General features: G+C 65.0%; 20 protein-coding genes, 1 tRNA gene and 1 pseudogene. 15 read left to right on the top strand and 7 right to left on the bottom strand.

Features of this window, described 5'->3' with window-relative positions; translation table 11 throughout:
• Positions 1-16: 16 nt before the first annotated feature.
• The 5 genes from metA to RGUI_RS00080 are packed head-to-tail and all read left to right on the top strand — an operon-like array spanning position 17 to position 4365.
• On the top strand, positions 17-952 hold the full coding sequence (gene metA / locus RGUI_RS00100) for a homoserine O-succinyltransferase (protein ID WP_081531189.1): 936 nt from the start codon (positions 17-19) through the stop codon (positions 950-952).
• Complete coding sequence (locus RGUI_RS00095) at positions 945-1817, top strand: alpha/beta fold hydrolase (RefSeq protein ID WP_081531188.1); 873 nt, start codon at positions 945-947, stop codon at positions 1815-1817. The genes metA and RGUI_RS00095 overlap by 8 nt, the downstream gene beginning before the upstream one ends.
• A gap of 48 nt (positions 1818-1865) precedes the next feature.
• Entirely contained in the window at positions 1866-2849 is a 984-nt protein-coding gene (locus RGUI_RS00090; protein ID WP_253798679.1) for an alpha/beta fold hydrolase, read from the top strand.
• Positions 2850-2882: 33 nt separating this feature from the next.
• A complete protein-coding gene (gene ppk2, locus RGUI_RS00085; RefSeq protein ID WP_081531187.1) occupies positions 2883-3755 on the top strand; it encodes a polyphosphate kinase 2 in 873 nt (290 codons plus the stop codon).
• Entirely contained in the window at positions 3748-4365 is a 618-nt protein-coding gene (locus tag RGUI_RS00080) for a TetR/AcrR family transcriptional regulator (protein ID WP_081531186.1), read from the top strand. Before ppk2 ends, RGUI_RS00080 begins: the two co-directional genes overlap by 8 nt.
• A gap of 10 nt (positions 4366-4375) precedes the next feature.
• On the opposite strand, the gene RGUI_RS00075 is transcribed toward RGUI_RS00080, so the two are convergent.
• The 4 genes from RGUI_RS00075 to RGUI_RS00060 all read right to left on the bottom strand — a co-directional run bounded on the left by RGUI_RS00075 (position 4376) and on the right by RGUI_RS00060 (position 8588).
• Positions 4376-5695 carry a cytochrome P450 gene (locus RGUI_RS00075; RefSeq protein WP_081531185.1) on the bottom strand — a complete coding sequence of 440 codons (1320 nt, stop codon included), beginning with the start codon at positions 5693-5695 and terminating at the stop codon, positions 4376-4378.
• Between the two features lie 105 nt (positions 5696-5800).
• Complete coding sequence (locus tag RGUI_RS00070; protein WP_253798664.1) at positions 5801-6907, bottom strand: ABC transporter ATP-binding protein; 1107 nt, start codon at positions 6905-6907, stop codon at positions 5801-5803.
• Positions 6904-7704 carry an ABC transporter permease gene (locus tag RGUI_RS00065; RefSeq protein WP_081531184.1) on the bottom strand — a complete coding sequence of 267 codons (801 nt, stop codon included), beginning with the start codon at positions 7702-7704 and terminating at the stop codon, positions 6904-6906. Before RGUI_RS00065 ends, RGUI_RS00070 begins: the two co-directional genes overlap by 4 nt.
• The gene (locus RGUI_RS00060; RefSeq protein WP_081531183.1) at positions 7701-8588 is read right to left on the bottom strand and encodes an ABC transporter permease; all 888 of its coding nucleotides are present in this window, start codon (positions 8586-8588) and stop codon (positions 7701-7703) included. The genes RGUI_RS00065 and RGUI_RS00060 overlap by 4 nt, the downstream gene beginning before the upstream one ends.
• A 293-nt stretch (positions 8589-8881) precedes the next feature.
• Between RGUI_RS00060 and RGUI_RS00055 the strand changes: the two genes are divergently transcribed.
• Positions 8882-8971, top strand: a tRNA-Ser gene (locus RGUI_RS00055).
• Positions 8972-9468: 497 nt separating this feature from the next.
• On the opposite strand, the gene RGUI_RS00050 is transcribed toward RGUI_RS00055, so the two are convergent.
• Both RGUI_RS00050 and RGUI_RS00045 read right to left on the bottom strand, forming a co-directional pair.
• Entirely contained in the window at positions 9469-9858 is a 390-nt protein-coding gene (locus RGUI_RS00050) for a hypothetical protein (protein ID WP_081531182.1), read from the bottom strand.
• A 50-nt stretch (positions 9859-9908) separates the two neighbouring features.
• Positions 9909-10607, bottom strand: a complete 699-nt coding sequence (locus RGUI_RS00045) for a S24 family peptidase (protein ID WP_156882820.1) — start codon at positions 10605-10607, stop codon at positions 9909-9911.
• Between the two features lie 71 nt (positions 10608-10678).
• Here RGUI_RS00045 and RGUI_RS00040 point away from each other — a divergent pair, with 71 nt between their 5' ends.
• Positions 10679-10993, top strand: coding sequence for a hypothetical protein (locus tag RGUI_RS00040; RefSeq protein ID WP_156882819.1), 315 nt, complete (start codon positions 10679-10681; stop codon positions 10991-10993).
• A gap of 386 nt (positions 10994-11379) precedes the next feature.
• On the opposite strand, the gene RGUI_RS00035 is transcribed toward RGUI_RS00040, so the two are convergent.
• The gene (locus RGUI_RS00035) at positions 11380-11877 is read right to left on the bottom strand and encodes a hypothetical protein (protein WP_081531179.1); all 498 of its coding nucleotides are present in this window, start codon (positions 11875-11877) and stop codon (positions 11380-11382) included.
• Here RGUI_RS00035 and RGUI_RS00030 point away from each other — a divergent pair.
• The 8 genes and pseudogenes from RGUI_RS00030 to RGUI_RS22445 all read left to right on the top strand — a co-directional run.
• Complete coding sequence (locus RGUI_RS00030) at positions 11876-12073, top strand: hypothetical protein (protein WP_081531178.1); 198 nt, start codon at positions 11876-11878, stop codon at positions 12071-12073. The genes RGUI_RS00035 and RGUI_RS00030 overlap by 2 nt on opposite strands.
• The gene (locus RGUI_RS00025; RefSeq protein WP_081531177.1) at positions 12070-12342 is read left to right on the top strand and encodes a hypothetical protein; all 273 of its coding nucleotides are present in this window, start codon (positions 12070-12072) and stop codon (positions 12340-12342) included. The genes RGUI_RS00030 and RGUI_RS00025 overlap by 4 nt, the downstream gene beginning before the upstream one ends.
• A 4-nt stretch (positions 12343-12346) precedes the next feature.
• Positions 12347-12577 carry a hypothetical protein gene (locus RGUI_RS00020; RefSeq protein WP_081531176.1) on the top strand — a complete coding sequence of 77 codons (231 nt, stop codon included), beginning with the start codon at positions 12347-12349 and terminating at the stop codon, positions 12575-12577.
• Positions 12570-12794, top strand: a complete 225-nt coding sequence (locus tag RGUI_RS00015; protein WP_081531175.1) for a hypothetical protein — start codon at positions 12570-12572, stop codon at positions 12792-12794. Before RGUI_RS00020 ends, RGUI_RS00015 begins: the two co-directional genes overlap by 8 nt.
• Positions 12791-13303 (top strand): hypothetical protein, encoded by a 513-nt coding sequence (locus RGUI_RS21970; protein ID WP_253798660.1) that lies wholly within the window; start codon positions 12791-12793, stop codon positions 13301-13303. The genes RGUI_RS00015 and RGUI_RS21970 overlap by 4 nt, the downstream gene beginning before the upstream one ends.
• Positions 13270-13521, top strand: coding sequence for a hypothetical protein (locus RGUI_RS21965; RefSeq protein WP_253798657.1), 252 nt, complete (start codon positions 13270-13272; stop codon positions 13519-13521). Before RGUI_RS21970 ends, RGUI_RS21965 begins: the two co-directional genes overlap by 34 nt.
• 231 nt (positions 13522-13752) lie before the next feature.
• Positions 13753-14391 (top strand): DNA-binding domain-containing protein, encoded by a 639-nt coding sequence (locus RGUI_RS00005; protein WP_081531174.1) that lies wholly within the window; start codon positions 13753-13755, stop codon positions 14389-14391.
• A pseudogene (locus tag RGUI_RS22445) lies at positions 14388-14555 on the top strand (transposase domain-containing protein); the annotation flags it as partial. The gene RGUI_RS00005 and the pseudogene RGUI_RS22445, both read left to right, overlap by 4 nt.
• Positions 14556-14596: the final 41 nt, after the last annotated feature.

Genomic DNA, 14596 nt, shown 5'->3' with positions numbered 1-14596 from the left:
CGAGACCCAGCCCCTGATGCCCATCAAGATACCCTCCGACCTGCCCGCCTACGAAGTTCTGACCCGTGAAGGGGTCATGGTCGTGGGCGAAGAGGAGGCGCTGCGGCAGGATATCCGGCCCCTCCATATCGGCCTGCTGAACCTGATGCCGAAGAAGATTCAGACGGAGACCCAGTTCGCCCGTCTGATCGGGGCCACCCCCCTGCAGATCGAGCTCAGCCTGATCCGCATGACCGAACACAAGACCCGGAACACCAACGCCGAGCATATGGAGGCGTTCTATCGCCCTTTTGCCGAGGTCGAGGCGAGCGGCGACAGGTTCGACGGCTTCATCATCACCGGCGCCCCGATCGAGCATCTGGATTTCGCCGAGGTCACCTATTGGGACGAACTCGTGCGCGTGATGGACTGGACGCAGACCAACGTCCATTCCACCTTCGGGGTGTGCTGGGGCGGCATGGCGATGATCAACCACTTTCACGGCGTGCAGAAACACATGCTGGACCACAAGGCGTTCGGCTGTTTCCGCCAGCGGAACCTGATGCCCGCCTCCCCCTATCTGCGCGGCTTTTCCGATGACTTCGTGATCCCGGTCAGCCGGTGGACGGAAATGCGGCAGGACGAGATCGACGCCGCAGACGGGCTTGTGACGCTTCTGGGCAGCGACGAGGTCGGCCCTTGCCTTGTGGAAGACCCCGACCACCGCGCGCTTTATATTTTCAATCACTTTGAATACGACAGCGATACGCTGAAACAGGAATATGACCGTGACGTCGCCAACGGGACGGCGATCAATGTGCCCGTGAACTACTACCCCGACGACGATCCGGCGCGCGCGCCCAAGAACCGCTGGCGCAGCCACGCCCATCTGCTCTACGGCAACTGGATCAACCAGATTTACCAGACCACCCCGTTTGATATCGAGAAGATCGGAACGACACCGCATGGTTGAAGACTATCCCCCCACCGGCCCGTTGCTGGACATCGACGGCATTCAGGTACACGCCCATCAGGAAGGCAACGGACCGGATGTGATCCTGCTGCACGGGGCCGGGGGAAACACGCGGGATTTCACATTCGACCTGCTTGGGCGACTGACAAGCGCGTTTCGCGTCACCGCCTTTGATCGTCCCGGCCTTGGGCATACCGATCCCCTGCATCCCAATGGTGAAAGCCCGGCCGAGCAGGCCAATGTGCTTGAGGCCGCGGCCCGTGAACTGGGCCTTGGTCCCGCGGTGCTGGTCGGCCATTCCTTCGGCGGCTGCGTTGCGCTGGCCTGGGGGCTCGACTTCCCCGACCGGGCCGCCGCCATCGTGTCGCTGGCCGGGGCGGCCCTGCCTTGGGAAGGCGGTCTTGGCCCTTGGTACGAACTTGCGGCGTCGGATTTCGGCGGCGCCTTCATCGTGCCGATGATCTCTGCCTTCGCGCCGCGCTTTCTGGCCCATCAGACCATCGAGCGTATCTTCGACCCCGACCCGGTGCCCGAGGGCTATACCGACCATGTCGGGATCGAGTTGAGCCTGCGCCCCGACACGATCCGCTCCAACACGCGGCAGGTGAACGGGCTGAAACCGCATATCCGCGAAATGGCGGCCCGCTACGGCGAACTGCACATGCCCATCGAGATCGTGCACGGCACCGCGGATGAGATCGTGCCCATCGACGTGCATGCAAGGCCGTTCGTCGATCTGGTGCCCACCGCGCATCTGACCGAACTGGAAGGCCTGGGCCACATGCCCCATCACGTGCGCCCCGATATCGCCGTGTCGGCGATCCATCGTGCGGCAGAGCGCGCAGGCATGCGCACCGCCGCCTGAGGCCGGGTGGTGGAGACGTCCGAGCCCGGGCCTGCGTCTCGTCCCGAGATGACAAAGCTTGACCAACCGCCCAGCGGCCTGTCCCGGCGTCACGTGCTGGGCCTTGGCGCGGCCTTCATGCTTGGGGCCTGCTCCCCCGCGCTTCGGGGGCAAAACCTGTTGTCTGCCTATCCCGTGGCCGGGCGGATGATGCTTGTGCAGGGACACAAGGTTCATGTGCATGTCGCGGGGCGCGGGCCGGACGTGATCCTGCTCCACGGCGCGTCGGCCAATCTGCGGGATTTCACCTTCGATCTTGTGGGTCGGCTGTCGGGTGGCTTTCGCACCATCGCCTTTGACCGGCCCGGACTGGGCTATTCCGACAGTATCGACCCCGAGGGCGAAAGCCCCGCGGAACAGGCGGCGCTTCTGGATGCCGCCGCGGCCCAGTTTGGCGTGCGCCGGGCCATTGTTCTGGGTCATTCCTATGGGGCCGCCGTGGCGATGGCATGGGCGGTCTACCACCCGCAACGCGTGGCCGCCGCGGTCACGCTGTCGGGTGTCACCATGCCTTGGCCCGGTGGGCTCGGCCCCCTCAATCCGATCCTGTCCAGCGATCTGGGCGGCGCGACCCTAGCACCGCTGCTGTCCGCCCTTGTCCCGCGACAAACCGCTGCCAAGGCCGTCCGCATCTTCTTTGCCCCGCAAGCCGTGCCCCCGGGCTATGCCGCGCATGTCGGCGTCGATCTCGCGCTTCAGCCTTCGATCATCCGCGCGAATGCCCGCCAGATCGCGATCCTGAAACCCCACATCATCGCGCAAGCGGCGCAGTACCCGCGCGTCGCCATACCTGTGGAGGTCGTCCACGGCACCGCCGACAGGATCGTTCCGTCCGCACGCCATGCCGCGCCGTTTGCCGACACCCTGCCCGATGCCCGCCTGACCCTGCTGCCGGGCGTGGGGCACATGCCCCACCATGTCCGCCTTGACCGGGTGGTCGCGATCATTCGGCGCGCAGCGCATCGCGCCGGATTGCGCCCTGGCCGGCGATGACCATACTGGCGGGCAAAAGAAAGGGCTTGGCACATGAAGGACCTGCCGTTCGACGGAGAGATCACCAAGTATTTCGAAACCGAAGCCCCGGAAGAGGTGCGCCTCGCCATCCGGGACGCGGGCAAGAACGACATTCTGGCCGATGGCTATCCTTACGATGCGCGGATGAACGGGGACGACTATTCCGACCAGCTGGACGCCCTGCAAATCGAACTCGTGAAGCTTCAGGCCGATGTGAAGGCCACCCGAAAACGCATCGCCATCCTGTTCGAGGGCCGCGATGCGGCGGGAAAGGGCGGCACGATCAAGCGGTTCAGGGAAAACCTGAACCCGCGGGTCGCCCGTGTCGTCGCCCTGCCCGCCCCGTCTGACCGGGAAAAGTCGCAATGGTATTTCCAGCGCTACGTGCCGCACATGCCCTCGGGCGGCGAAATCGTCCTGTTCGACCGGTCATGGTACAACCGCGCCGTGGTCGAACATGTGTTCGACTTCTGCACGACCGAGGAGCGGGAACACTTCTTTGCGCAGGTCCCCGATTTCGAAAAGATGATGGTCGATGAGGGGATCGTGCTGGTCAAGCTCTGGCTCAGCGTCGGCCGGGCCGAACAGTTGCGCCGCTTCCTCAAGCGCGAACGCGATCCGTTGAAGCAGTGGAAACTCAGCTGGGTCGATGTCGAGGGCCTGCGCCGTTGGGACCGCTATTCCGCCGCAATCCGCGAAACCTTTGCCCGTACCCATTCCGGCCCGGCACCGTGGAGCGTTATCCGCTCTGACGACAAGCGCCGGGCCCGGCTTGCCGCGATCCGGCGTGTGCTGTCCCGGGTGGAATACAAGGGCAAGGACCACGCGGTTGTCGCCGACCCCGATCCCAGAATCTGCGGCGGCCCCGAAATCTGGAATGTCTAAGCGCGGCTATCATCACGGCAACCTGAAACAGGCGCTGGTCGATGCCGCGCTTGTCCTGATCCGCGAGAAAAGCCCCCAAGGCTTTACCCTGACCGAGGCCGCCAAGGCCGCGGGCGTCACCCCCGCCGCCGTCTATCGCCATTTCCAGGGACGCGAAGACCTGATCGCGGAATGCGCCCGGCAGGGGTTCGTGATCTTCGCCGACCTGATCGAACATGCCTATGAGACCGGGCAGCCCTCGGCCCTTGCCAGTCTAGAGGCGACGGGGCGGGCCTATCTGGCCTTTGCGCAGAAATTTCCCGGCCACTACATGGCGATGTTCGAATCCGGCCTGTCGCTGAACGCCAATGCCGATTTGTGCGCGGTCGCCCAACGGGCAAGCGATGTGCTGGAACGGGCGGCGCGCGATCTGTCCGACCACATCCCGGCCGACAAACGCCCGCCCGTCGCGATGGTCTCTGCCCATATCTGGGCGCTCAGCCACGGCGTGGTGGAGCTTTACACCCGCGGCGCCCCCGGCGCCCGCACACCGTTTTCCCCCGAGGATCTTCTGGAAAGCGGCATCGGCATCTACCTGCGCGGGCTTGGGTTGATCCCCGCCGAAGAATAGGGGCCGGGCCTCACGCAGACGCGGGCCGAAGCGTGACCTGCAACCCGTCGGTCGGGCTCGGGATCGGCAGGCGCCGCCATTTCGCGGGCGCGCGCGGCGCGATGCGATAGCGCGGCAGCAGGCAGGCAAAGAACGCCTTGGCCTCCATGATCGCGAAATTCATCCCGAGACACTTGTGAATACCGCCCCCAAAGGGCGCCCAGGCATAGGCGTGGCGCTGATCCTCGGCCCGGTTGCTGCTGAACCTGTCGGGATCGAAGGCCAGCGGGTCACTCCAGATCTCGGGGTCGATCATCACGAGGCCGGGGCAGACGGTCAGGGGCGTGCCTTTCGGCAAGCGGTGGCCGTCATGCTCGAAGCCATCGACCACCCCGCGCGGCAGGAACGGCACGGGCGGCATCAGGCGGATGGCCTCCTTCAACACGCGTTCGGTCACGTCCAGCCGGTCCAGCGCCTCCAGGCTGAGATCGCCGTCAAGGGTCGCCACCTCGGCTGCCATCGCCTCCTGCCAGTCGGGATGCTGGGAAAGCTGGTCGACCATGGCGGAGATGCTGGTGGTCGCGGTGTCGAACGCGGCGAACAGGAAAAAGTTGAAATGATCGACCAGCACGTCCTTCTCGATCCAGTCGCCATCCTCGGTCTTCAGGCGGCAGAGTTCAGAGAACAGGTCGCGCCCCTTACCGGTACGGCGTTCATCGATAAGACCTTCGAAAATGTCGCGCAGTTCACGCCGTGCCCGGATTCCGCGGCGCATGCGGGTAAAGGGCAACGGGCGCCGGATCGGCGCGGCCGACGCATCCAGCATGTCAAGGAAGGCACGCCCGATCCGGTCGGCCTCTGCCGGGTCGGTGATGCCCATGAACACCTCGGCGGCGATGGCCCGGGCAAGTCCCCGGAACTCTGTATAGAACGAAAACGGCTGCCCGACCGGCCATGACGCGATGGCCGCCTGCAAGCGGTCCACCAGCAACGTCAACGCATTGCGCATCACATCCGCCCGGAAGGCCGGCTGCAGCATGCGCCGATGCGCCCGGTGATCCGCCCCGTCGCGCAGCATCAACCCGCCGCTGAACAGGTCTTCGATCACCTGCCAGCCGAGGACATTGGAAAACCGTCCCTCACGGTTCAGCAGCGCCTGTTCCAGCACCTCGGCGCCATGCGCGCAGACGACATCGCGCCCCAGAAAGTGAAACCGATAGACCGGCCCCAGCCTGTCGCGCGCCTTCTGGTGAAAGCCATAGGGATCGCGCACAACCTCAAGGCTGTTGCCGACGACCGGCAGGCGGGGCATGGCCGGAATATGGCTGAGATCCGGGATCGGATAAGACATCGGGGGCTCCAGTCGCGCGCTAGACTTTTTTCAAGTGTAACACAGCCCAACGCCCCAGGCCGCCTGCAAACCTGCGCCGAAGGCTCGCGCCGCTGAACAGCGCCGCTACGCGAACAGCACCAGAGAGCGCGCGTCCCACGCCACCCGCGCCTCTGCCCCGCGGTCCAGAACGGGCCGGCCGACAAGGTTCTTCATGGAAATCGTCAGCGGCTTTTCCACCCCGTCCAGACCGACCTCGTAATAGGTCATGTCGCCGTAATAGGCCAAATCCTCGACGATCCCCGTGGCCACGCGCCCGTCCGTCGTCTCGCCCGGGAACAGGATCGACATGGTTTCGGGGCGGATGCCAACGCTGGCCGCCTGCCCCGCATGGATGCCGCCCGGCATCTGGTCGGGGCCGATCACGGCGCGGCCCAGCCCCGCGGCCTCCACCGTGATCTCGTCGCCGTCCTGCGTGGCCGTTGCGGGCAGGAAGTTCATCACCCCGATGAACTCCCCCACCTGGCGGCTGACGGGGCGACGGTAAAGCATCTGCGGCGTATCCATCTGCGCGATCTGCCCCTCGAACATCACGGCGATCCGGTCGGACATGATCAGCGCCTCTTCCTGATCATGTGTGACCAGCACGAAGGTGATGCCGACCTGGCGCTGCAACCGGCGCAGTTCCAGTTGCATCTGCTCGCGCAGTTTCTTGTCCAGCGCCGACAGCGGCTCATCCAGCAGCAGGACCTTGGGCTTGAGGATCAGCGCCCGCGCCAGGGCCACCCGCTGCCGCTGCCCGCCCGACAGGGCATGGGCGGCGCGCGCGCCATAGCCGCCCAGCCCGACCATGGTCAGCGCCCCTTCCACCAGCGCGGCGCGGTCCGCATTGGTCAGGGTCAGACGGCGCAGGCCAAAGCCCACATTCTCGGCCACGGTCAGATGGGGAAAGATGGCATAGGACTGGAACACCATATTGGTCGGCCGCTTGTTGGCCGGCACCCCTTTCATGTCGCGCCCGTCGATGGACAGCCGCCCCAGCGACAGGTCCTCGAACCCCGCGATGCAGCGCAGAAGCGTGGTCTTGCCACAGCCGGAGGGGCCGAGAAGAGAGAAGAACTCCCCCCGCCGGATATTGGCCGTGATCCCCCGCAGCGCGTGATAGTCGCCATAGTATTTCTCGACCGCATCGAGTTCGATGATCGGCCGGCTGAGACCCACAGTATCGCTCAAAGAAAGCCTCCCGCGTCTTTCTGGCCGGTGCGCGCAGCCCCCCGGCGGCGGAAATACTCGGCCACGGTCAACAGGATCACCGAGACCAGAACAAGCAGCGTTCCCAGCGCCATCACGACGGGGATCTTCTGCGGAAACCGAAGCTGCCCCCAAAGATAGACCGGCAGGGTCGGATCCGTCCCGGTCAGGAAGAAGGCAATGATGAACTCGTCCAGCGAGATCGTGAAGGCGATCAGAAGGGACGAAATGATCCCCGGCATGACCAGGGGCAGGATCACCAGACGGAAACTCGACCACCGGGTTTCGCCCAGATCGACGGCCGCCTCTTCCAACGACCGATCCAGGCTTTGGAAGGCGGAATTCAGGATCGCGATGGAAAACGGCGTACAGATCAGCACATGGCCAAGGATCACCGTCCACATGCCCAAAGGCAGACCCAGTTGCAGCAGCACCACCAGAAGCGACACCGCCACGATGATCTCCGGCAGGACCAGCGGCAGCATGATCAGGCCCAGGATCCCCTTCTTGCCGGGAAAGGCATAGCGCGTCCCGGCCCGTGCGGCGCAGATGCCCAGCAGCGTCGCGATGAAGGCCGAGATGATGGCAATCGCCAGACTGTTCAGCACCGCGGCATGCAGCGCCGGGATCTCTGCCAGTTGCCGGAACCACTCCAAAGTAAAGCCGCGCAGGGGAAACGCGATCACCGTGCCATCGTTGAACGCAAACACCGGCAGCAGGACAATCGGCGCATAGAGGAACACCAGATACAGGATGGCGTAAAGGCGCAGCGGGGTCATGACCGCCCTTTCAGGAAACGCCGGTTCAGGAACAGGAAGATCAGCGCAACGGCAGTCACCATCGCCATCGCCAGAACCGCCAGCGCCGCCCCCATCGGGGCGTTGTTCAGCTTCAGGAACTGCGTCTGGATCATGTTGGCGATCATCAGCCCGTTGGGCCCGCCAACCAGTCGCGGCGTCACATAGTCACCGATGGTCGGGATGAACACGATCAGCACCGCGGCCACCACCCCCGGCATCGCCAGCGGCAGCGTCACCCGCCAGAAGGTCGTCAGATGGCTTTCCCCCAGATCGCGGCTGGCCTCCAGCAGCGACCGGTCGATCTTTTCCAGCGCCACGAAGATCGGCAGGATCGCGAAGGGCGCGAAGGCATGGGCGAGCGTGATCACCACCGCATTGGCGTTATACAGGATGAAGCGCAAAGGTTCCTCAATCAATCCAAGCCCTTGCAGCGTTGTGTTGATCACCCCGTTGAAGCCCAGGATGACCTTCCAGAGGAAAACCCGGATCAGGTAGGACGTCCAGAACGGGATGGTGATCAGAAAGATCCACATGGATTTTCGTTCCGGCGCCACATGGAACGACACGTAATAGGCGATGGGAAACGCCGTCAGAACGGTCGCCAGCGTCACCGCGCCAGAGATCAGCAGCGACCGCAGCAGAAGCTGACCGTAAAGCGGCTCTGTCAGCGCCTCACGATAATTGGCAAGCGTGAAGGTCCGGTCGAGCGTCAGGTAATCCTGCGTCCAGAAACTGAAGACGAAAATCGCCCCAAGCGGCGCGGCCAGCAGCAGAAGCGCGTACAGGAACGGCGGCGAGACCAGCGCATAGCCGCTGAGTGCCTCGCTTCGATTCCGCCTTGGCCTTGCGCGCGCATCAGCCATTCTCTTGCCTCAACCTCCCTGCCCTGCGCGATCATGGGAAGGGTCCGGAAAATGCGCAAGAGGGGCCCTGCTCCCTATTGTTCGAATTTTGGCACTCTGCTGAAAGATGCGGCAATGGACAGAGCCGTCGGCCATACCCCAGCCCCGGCCCCTGCCGGTCACTGTTCCAAAGCTGCCACGGCGCCCCAACGCCTGCCCAAAAACCGGGAGGTTTGCCCTTCAGTCTATGGAAAAAGAAGTTGCGCCCCGATGCCGTTACCACTACACCACCGCGACACAGACCACCCTATAGCGGAGAGGTGCCGGAGTGGTCGAACGGGGCGGTCTCGAAAACCGTTGATCCTTCACGGGATCCCAGGGTTCGAATCCCTGTCTCTCCGCCACAATTCCCAAGTATGTAAAGCCATGGCGCCGTCGTCCCGACCGGGGACTGGCGCATCTGCGGTCCGGTGGGAATGCGTGCTTCACGGCTGTTGTTTGACACGGATATCTGCAGGATGTCGGAAGACCTCGGGGGATGACGGACTAAGCCGGATGGGCCTTAGATATCAGGGGCATAACGGGTTGCGGCCGGGCTGGACGGGGGCGGGTGCGTTGTCCGCAGTGACAGGCGAAACGGGGCAGTCCGGGGCCTAAGGGCGACGCGGGCGCAGATGTGCGCAGGCGGGCCGCAACGTCAATGAAACAAGGGCTTTCAGCCCATTTCAGGGGCTCTTGAAGGGGCCGTGAAACCCGCGGAACATGCAAATGCGTTTGCATGGTGGCTTGGCGGGTTGCATGTTCCATGCAAAGCATTGAAACATATAGACAAAGCGTAGCGCGCAGCCCGTCTGAGACTAGCACGAACATGCAAACGATTTCGGGCAGATCGAGGCGCCGATCACTCCTGGCCGGTCAGCTCGCGTGTCGTCCATGGCTCTGTGTGGTATAGGACTTCGAGCAGGTCCAGCACCTGGTCGGTCACCTTTTCGCAGGTGCCGGTGTGCAGACGCCCGCGACGGATTTCCACGTACTGACGCTCGGAAATGACCAACATCGAGTCGCCGCCCGTCAGTTGTGCAACGCCCTTGCCGAACCAGCCGGTTTCCCCTTCCCAGGGCGCAATGTTGCCGAGGGTGCCATCCTCATGCCGGGCGAAGACGTAAGGGAATAAATAATCGTCACCCTCGATGCGGCAGAGAAACATTTCGGAAGCCGCGACGCGCGCCTGAACCGCGGCGAGCTCGGCCTGCAATTCGGGTGGCGCGGCCAGAACCGGAGGCGTGGCCATTGCGGTGGCGAGTGCGAGAACAAGGGGTCTGTACGGCATGAGGGGCCTCCCTATCTGAGCGCGCGGCCGAACCAGGCGACCTGGCCAATGATGTGCATCTCCTGCAAACAGGCGCCGGTCTTGTATTCCGGCGCGTGCGCTGCGTTGTCCGACAGGACAGCGTACAAATCTCGATCGATCCGGTCGATCCGCTTTACCCGAGCCTCGCCCTCCTCAAGGAACGCGTAGATATGCGGCTGGCGGCGTATTTCGCCACGGCCCCGGTTTCGGATTTCCGTGCGACTGGTGTCAATCAGAACCATGTCGCCGGGCTGCAACGTGGGCTGCATGCTGTCGCCCGCGACACGGGCAAGCCGCGCGGCCGTCGGCGTTACGCCGAGATCGCGCAGGAAGGTGCGCTGAAAGGCGATATGGCAAGAGACGGGTTCGCCCCCGTTTTCCGACCCTGCACCGGCTGCAACGCATGCGTCGTGCAATGGAACGAGCGCATAGTCCGGGAGGCCGGCCGGGTCTGCGGGTGCTGCCTCGGCTGGGATCAGATCGCGCGGAGGGCCGAAGTAGAATTCGAGATCGAGGACGTCCGCCAAGTCCACAAGGTTCTCAAGGATGTGACGGCGTTCCCGGTCGGGTTTTCTGTTTCGTAGGTTCTTGATGAGTGACGGATTTCCGGCCGCCATTTTTGAAGCCGCGGCAGCAGACAAGTTCTTCCGCGCAAGGGCGGCGTCTATGGCATCCAGAATATCTTTCACAGGCTCACCGTAGCCCAATAAGGCCAACTCTGGAAGTGGGGCAAACCATAGCCAGTTAAGGCTTGACTATAATGGCCAGACAAGGCCATTATCCGGCTATGAGCAGGCAAATCGAAAACATTCTGACGCTGAGCGCGCGTCTGGCCGAACATGAAGGCATCACGCATTGGGGCGTTTCCCGCCGGCTGTCGGGCAAGGGTGACCTGCTCGACCGCCTGGAAAAAGGGGGCGACCTGCGGACGCGCACCGCCGAACACATGCTGGAGCGCCTGTCGGCGCTTTGGCCTGACGATCTTGAATGGCCGGCCTCGATCCCGCGGCCGGCCCCCGTTCCCCCAAGACATCGAAGGTGGCGTGATGACTGGATATTCCGGATTTTACGATAACGAGGCGGCGCGGGCTTTCGCGCGAGAGCGTGCGGCCGAGGTGCCAGCGGATGTGCGTCTTGAACTGGGCGGTGGGGCGCTCCTGACCATTTCCGCGCCGCCCGCCTTCGTTGAAGGCATGGTTGACAGCATCAGGGTCAACAAAGACGCCGACACGGGCACCTCCAGCGCGTCCGTGTTCTTTCGCAGGCCGAGCAAGGCGCCCGAAGCACCTGCGCCCGAAGCGCCGGCGCAGGACGCCGCCGCCGCGGAGGTTTTGGAAGGCTTCGTGCTTTTCGATGGCCGCTGGCGCCCGGTCCGGGTGGTCGATGGCGCGCTCAAATGGGTGCCCTCGCCCTTCACGGCCGAAGTGCGGGCCCGCCTTGTGGCGCTTGCGCTGGCCGATGCTATTCCGGCCGCGCGGGGCGTTTCTGCGGCGCCGGCATCGCCGTCAGATCGGTCGCCCGAACCCAGACCATGGGAAGATCTGCGCAGCCCAGAACAAGTGACAGCCTGGCTTTCGCATGCATCGGAAGAAGAACTGCGAGAGATGGCAGAATGCCTGCTGGGGGATGGGCCGCTGTGCCCGGCTCTGGCAGAGGCCCAAGCGCAAATAGTGCCTGTCTTATCCGCCAGCGAAGCGCTCTCGCGCCGAGTGCAGGCGGCACAGGCGGCAGGTCGCCGGGAATGCCGGTGGCGTCATCGGGGATGTCCTCAAGGAACAGCTCGATGACGTCCTCCCATTCCTCCTCTTCGATGTCGGGCTCGGCGCGCGGCATCGGGATGCCGGGGAAGGCCCGGTCTTCCAGCGCGGCCAGCTCGTCGAAGAGTTCGCTGCGCCAAAACAGCCGGAGCGGCGGCTCCATGCTGTCAGGGGTCCGGTTTTCGAGCTTCGTCTGCATCATGACGCCGTCCTTCCGTCAGGTGAGTCGCGCGCCCCATGATAGCGCGCGTGCCGGTTTCTGGCGGAAAGTTGTATCCGGTTTCGTCGCCTGGGCGGACCGGATGCAGGACGGCTGGGTCGGCGATGTGATCGGGGGGGTGGCGCTGGCGGTGTTTGTTGCGGGGCTGGTCTTCTGCGTCTGGGGGTTCCAGTCATGAGCAAGCTGCGCATCGAACTGGTTGGCGGGTGCTATGTCGTGTTCGACGGCGGCAAGCGCGTCGGCGGGCAGTATAGCACCCATGCCCTCGCCGCCGCGCGGATGGAGAACATCCAGCGCGCGAGAGAGAGGGCCGCGCGGGTCAGGAAACGCCCCTGCCTGTGCTGCGGGCACGTCTTCGACAGCGAGGGCGCGCATAACCGGCTGTGCCCGGAATGTCGGCGCAAAAGCGCGGGGCCAGATGTGCTGACCGTGCACGCCCCGGAGTAGCGCCATGAACGCCGCCCCGCTTTCCTCCCCCCGTTTGCAGCGCGTGCTGGCGCTGCTCAGGGACGGGCGGCCGCACACGACGCGCGACATCGTGCGGCGCGCGCGGGTGATGGCGGTGAATGCCTGCGTGGCCGAGCTGCGCGTGCACGGCGCGGTGATCCATTGCCGCGCGCGCCGGGTGAACGGTGCGCGGCGGTATTACTACACGATGCTGAAGGAGCCGAAGGATGGCTGACACGCCCGGTGTGCCGGAACTGGCGAAGATTGTTCGTGAAAAGGCCGAGGAGGCCCATGTGCGGGCCTGTGTCCTGGCCGGTTCCGCGTCGGCCCCCGGCCAGGACGGGGTTCTGCCCTTCAACCTTGCCTTGGTCGCGAGCAGCGCGAAGGCGCTTTCCTACTGGCTGGAAGAACTGAAAACGGCGCTGGCCGCGCAGGATGGGGGTGCGAAATGACCGCCCGTCTGGTGGAGCCCTATACGCTGCTTGACCCTGCCGGGATCGAGGACGGACCGCGCCTGCGCACCGTTTCTGACGCAGGGGTGGAGGCGATCCGCGCGTCTTATGCCGAACTTGGTCACATCAAGGACCCGATCGACGTGCGCCGCAAGCGGGGCGGCAAGCTGGTGTTGATGGCGGGCGGTCACCGGCTGGCCTTCGCCCGCGCCGAAGGGCTGCAGGTTCCGGCGAAGATCTGGGTCTGCAACGACGATTTCGCCCGCGTGATGGAGATTGACGACAATCTGGCCGGGTCGGAACTGACGCCGCTGCACACCGCTGTGTTCCTGGCCGAGCGCAAGCGGATCTACGAGAAGATGCACCCGGAGACCCGCGCCCAGGTGGCCGGTGGGCTCGGGCGGCAAGGGCTAGCCGCGGAACTCGGTTCCTTCGCTGACGTCACAGCGGAGAAGCTGGGATCACGCCGCGGCAGGTGCGCAAGATCGTGGCCGCCGGGGCGGCGTTGAACCGCGACGAGGTGCGCTGGCTGGAGGCCGCGCCCAACCCGGTGCGGCTGAAAGACCTGACCGAGATTGGGAAGATCGGTGAGGATCACGAACGCGCGCAGGTCTGTATCGCGCTGTCGAATGGCGAAGCGAAGAGCGCAAGCGCCGCGCGCAAGGCGTATCGCGGCGTCGAGGTGCCCCGAAAGACCCCGTTGAAACCCATTTTCAGAAGCTGTTGACGGACTGGGCGCGGGCGCCCAAGGCCGCGCGGCGGCGGTTCGTGCGCGAGCGGGCGGACGATCTGGCCGCGCTCATGGCCGATCTGCCGGACGCATCGGAAGGCGGTGCGGCATGAGCCGGGAGCCTGCCCAACTGTGGTGGACGGCTGCGGAGATCGCCGCGGCAGGGTTGCCCGATCTGGCCGGCTTCGCGCCAGGGGGTCGAGGCATTGGCCCGTCGGGCCAACTGGCGTGCAGATCCCAAGCATTCCAGGCAGCGGCAAGGCCGTGGTGGCGGGGTGGCAGTATCACTGGAGCCTGTTCCCGCTGCCCGCGCAGACGCGGCTGCTGCAGGCCTCGGCCGGGGCCGCGCCCGCGGCCAAGCCGGTGCTGGGCCGGGCGGAGGCCTGGGCGTGGTTCGAAACCGTACCCGAGGCGGTGAAAGCCGAGGCGCGGCGGCGGTTGGCGGTGCTGGACGAGGTCGACACGCTGACGGGCTTGGGCACGGCCAAGACGCTTGCCGTTGAGGAGATCGCGCGGGGCCACGATATGGGCGCGCGCACGATCTGGGACTGGTTCGGGATGATCGACGGTGTGGCGCCCAGCGACCGGCTGCCCTATCTCGCCCCGCGCCACCGGGCGGCGGCGCGGAAGGACACGAAGGTCGCCCTGGACCCCGAGTGGTTCGAGCGCCTGAAAGGTCTTTACCTGCGGCTTGGGGGGCCGAGCTTCAGCCAGAGCTGGCGCGATGCGGAGCGGCTGGCGAAGGCCAATGGCTGGGCCTGCCTGCCCGAGCGCACGGCGCGGCGGCGGTTCGACCAGGAGGTGCCCCGGGTGGTGCAAATCCATGCCCGGGTGTGGAAGGGTTGGAGCGCTGCTATCCCCCGATGATCCGCAGCAAGGCGTTGCTGCATGCGATGGAGGCGGTGAACGCCGACTGCCACCGCTTCGATGTGTTCGTGCTGTGGCCGGGGTCGGACCGGCCCGAGCGGCCGCAGATCGTGGCCTATCAGGACCTCTATTCGGGCAAGATCCTCAGCTGGCGGATCGACCATACGCCGAACGAGGTGGCCGTGATGGCAGCCTTTGGCGAGAT

Origin of the sequence: Rhodovulum sp. P5 (genome assembly GCF_002079305.1) — a bacterium.
Lineage (GTDB): Bacteria > Pseudomonadota > Alphaproteobacteria > Rhodobacterales > Rhodobacteraceae > Rhodovulum.
The sequence above is the reverse complement of the archived record's forward strand: the minus strand, read 5'-3'. Positions and strand labels throughout refer to the sequence as shown.

What these genes read in the sequence shown, in the direction of transcription:
- metA (WP_081531189.1), top strand. Translation starts at nt 17, where the DNA reads ATGCCCATCAAGATACCCTCCGACCTGCCCGCCTACGAAGTTCTGACC.
- RGUI_RS00095 (WP_081531188.1), top strand. Translation starts at nt 945, where the DNA reads ATGGTTGAAGACTATCCCCCCACCGGCCCGTTGCTGGACATCGACGGC.
- RGUI_RS00090 (WP_253798679.1), top strand. Translation starts at nt 1,866, where the DNA reads ATGACAAAGCTTGACCAACCGCCCAGCGGCCTGTCCCGGCGTCACGTG.
- ppk2 (WP_081531187.1), top strand. Translation starts at nt 2,883, where the DNA reads ATGAAGGACCTGCCGTTCGACGGAGAGATCACCAAGTATTTCGAAACC.
- RGUI_RS00080 (WP_081531186.1), top strand. Translation starts at nt 3,748, where the DNA reads ATGTCTAAGCGCGGCTATCATCACGGCAACCTGAAACAGGCGCTGGTC.
- RGUI_RS00075 (WP_081531185.1), bottom strand. Translation starts at nt 5,695, where the DNA reads ATGTCTTATCCGATCCCGGATCTCAGCCATATTCCGGCCATGCCCCGC.
- RGUI_RS00065 (WP_081531184.1), bottom strand. Translation starts at nt 7,704, where the DNA reads ATGACCCCGCTGCGCCTTTACGCCATCCTGTATCTGGTGTTCCTCTAT.
- RGUI_RS00060 (WP_081531183.1), bottom strand. Translation starts at nt 8,588, where the DNA reads ATGGCTGATGCGCGCGCAAGGCCAAGGCGGAATCGAAGCGAGGCACTC.
- RGUI_RS00050 (WP_081531182.1), bottom strand. Translation starts at nt 9,858, where the DNA reads ATGGCCACGCCTCCGGTTCTGGCCGCGCCACCCGAATTGCAGGCCGAG.
- RGUI_RS00040 (WP_156882819.1), top strand. Translation starts at nt 10,679, where the DNA reads ATGGCCAGACAAGGCCATTATCCGGCTATGAGCAGGCAAATCGAAAAC.
- RGUI_RS00030 (WP_081531178.1), top strand. Translation starts at nt 11,876, where the DNA reads ATGACGCCGTCCTTCCGTCAGGTGAGTCGCGCGCCCCATGATAGCGCG.
- RGUI_RS00035 (WP_081531179.1), bottom strand. Translation starts at nt 11,877, where the DNA reads ATGATGCAGACGAAGCTCGAAAACCGGACCCCTGACAGCATGGAGCCG.
- RGUI_RS00025 (WP_081531177.1), top strand. Translation starts at nt 12,070, where the DNA reads ATGAGCAAGCTGCGCATCGAACTGGTTGGCGGGTGCTATGTCGTGTTC.
- RGUI_RS00020 (WP_081531176.1), top strand. Translation starts at nt 12,347, where the DNA reads ATGAACGCCGCCCCGCTTTCCTCCCCCCGTTTGCAGCGCGTGCTGGCG.
- RGUI_RS00015 (WP_081531175.1), top strand. Translation starts at nt 12,570, where the DNA reads ATGGCTGACACGCCCGGTGTGCCGGAACTGGCGAAGATTGTTCGTGAA.
- RGUI_RS21970 (WP_253798660.1), top strand. Translation starts at nt 12,791, where the DNA reads ATGACCGCCCGTCTGGTGGAGCCCTATACGCTGCTTGACCCTGCCGGG.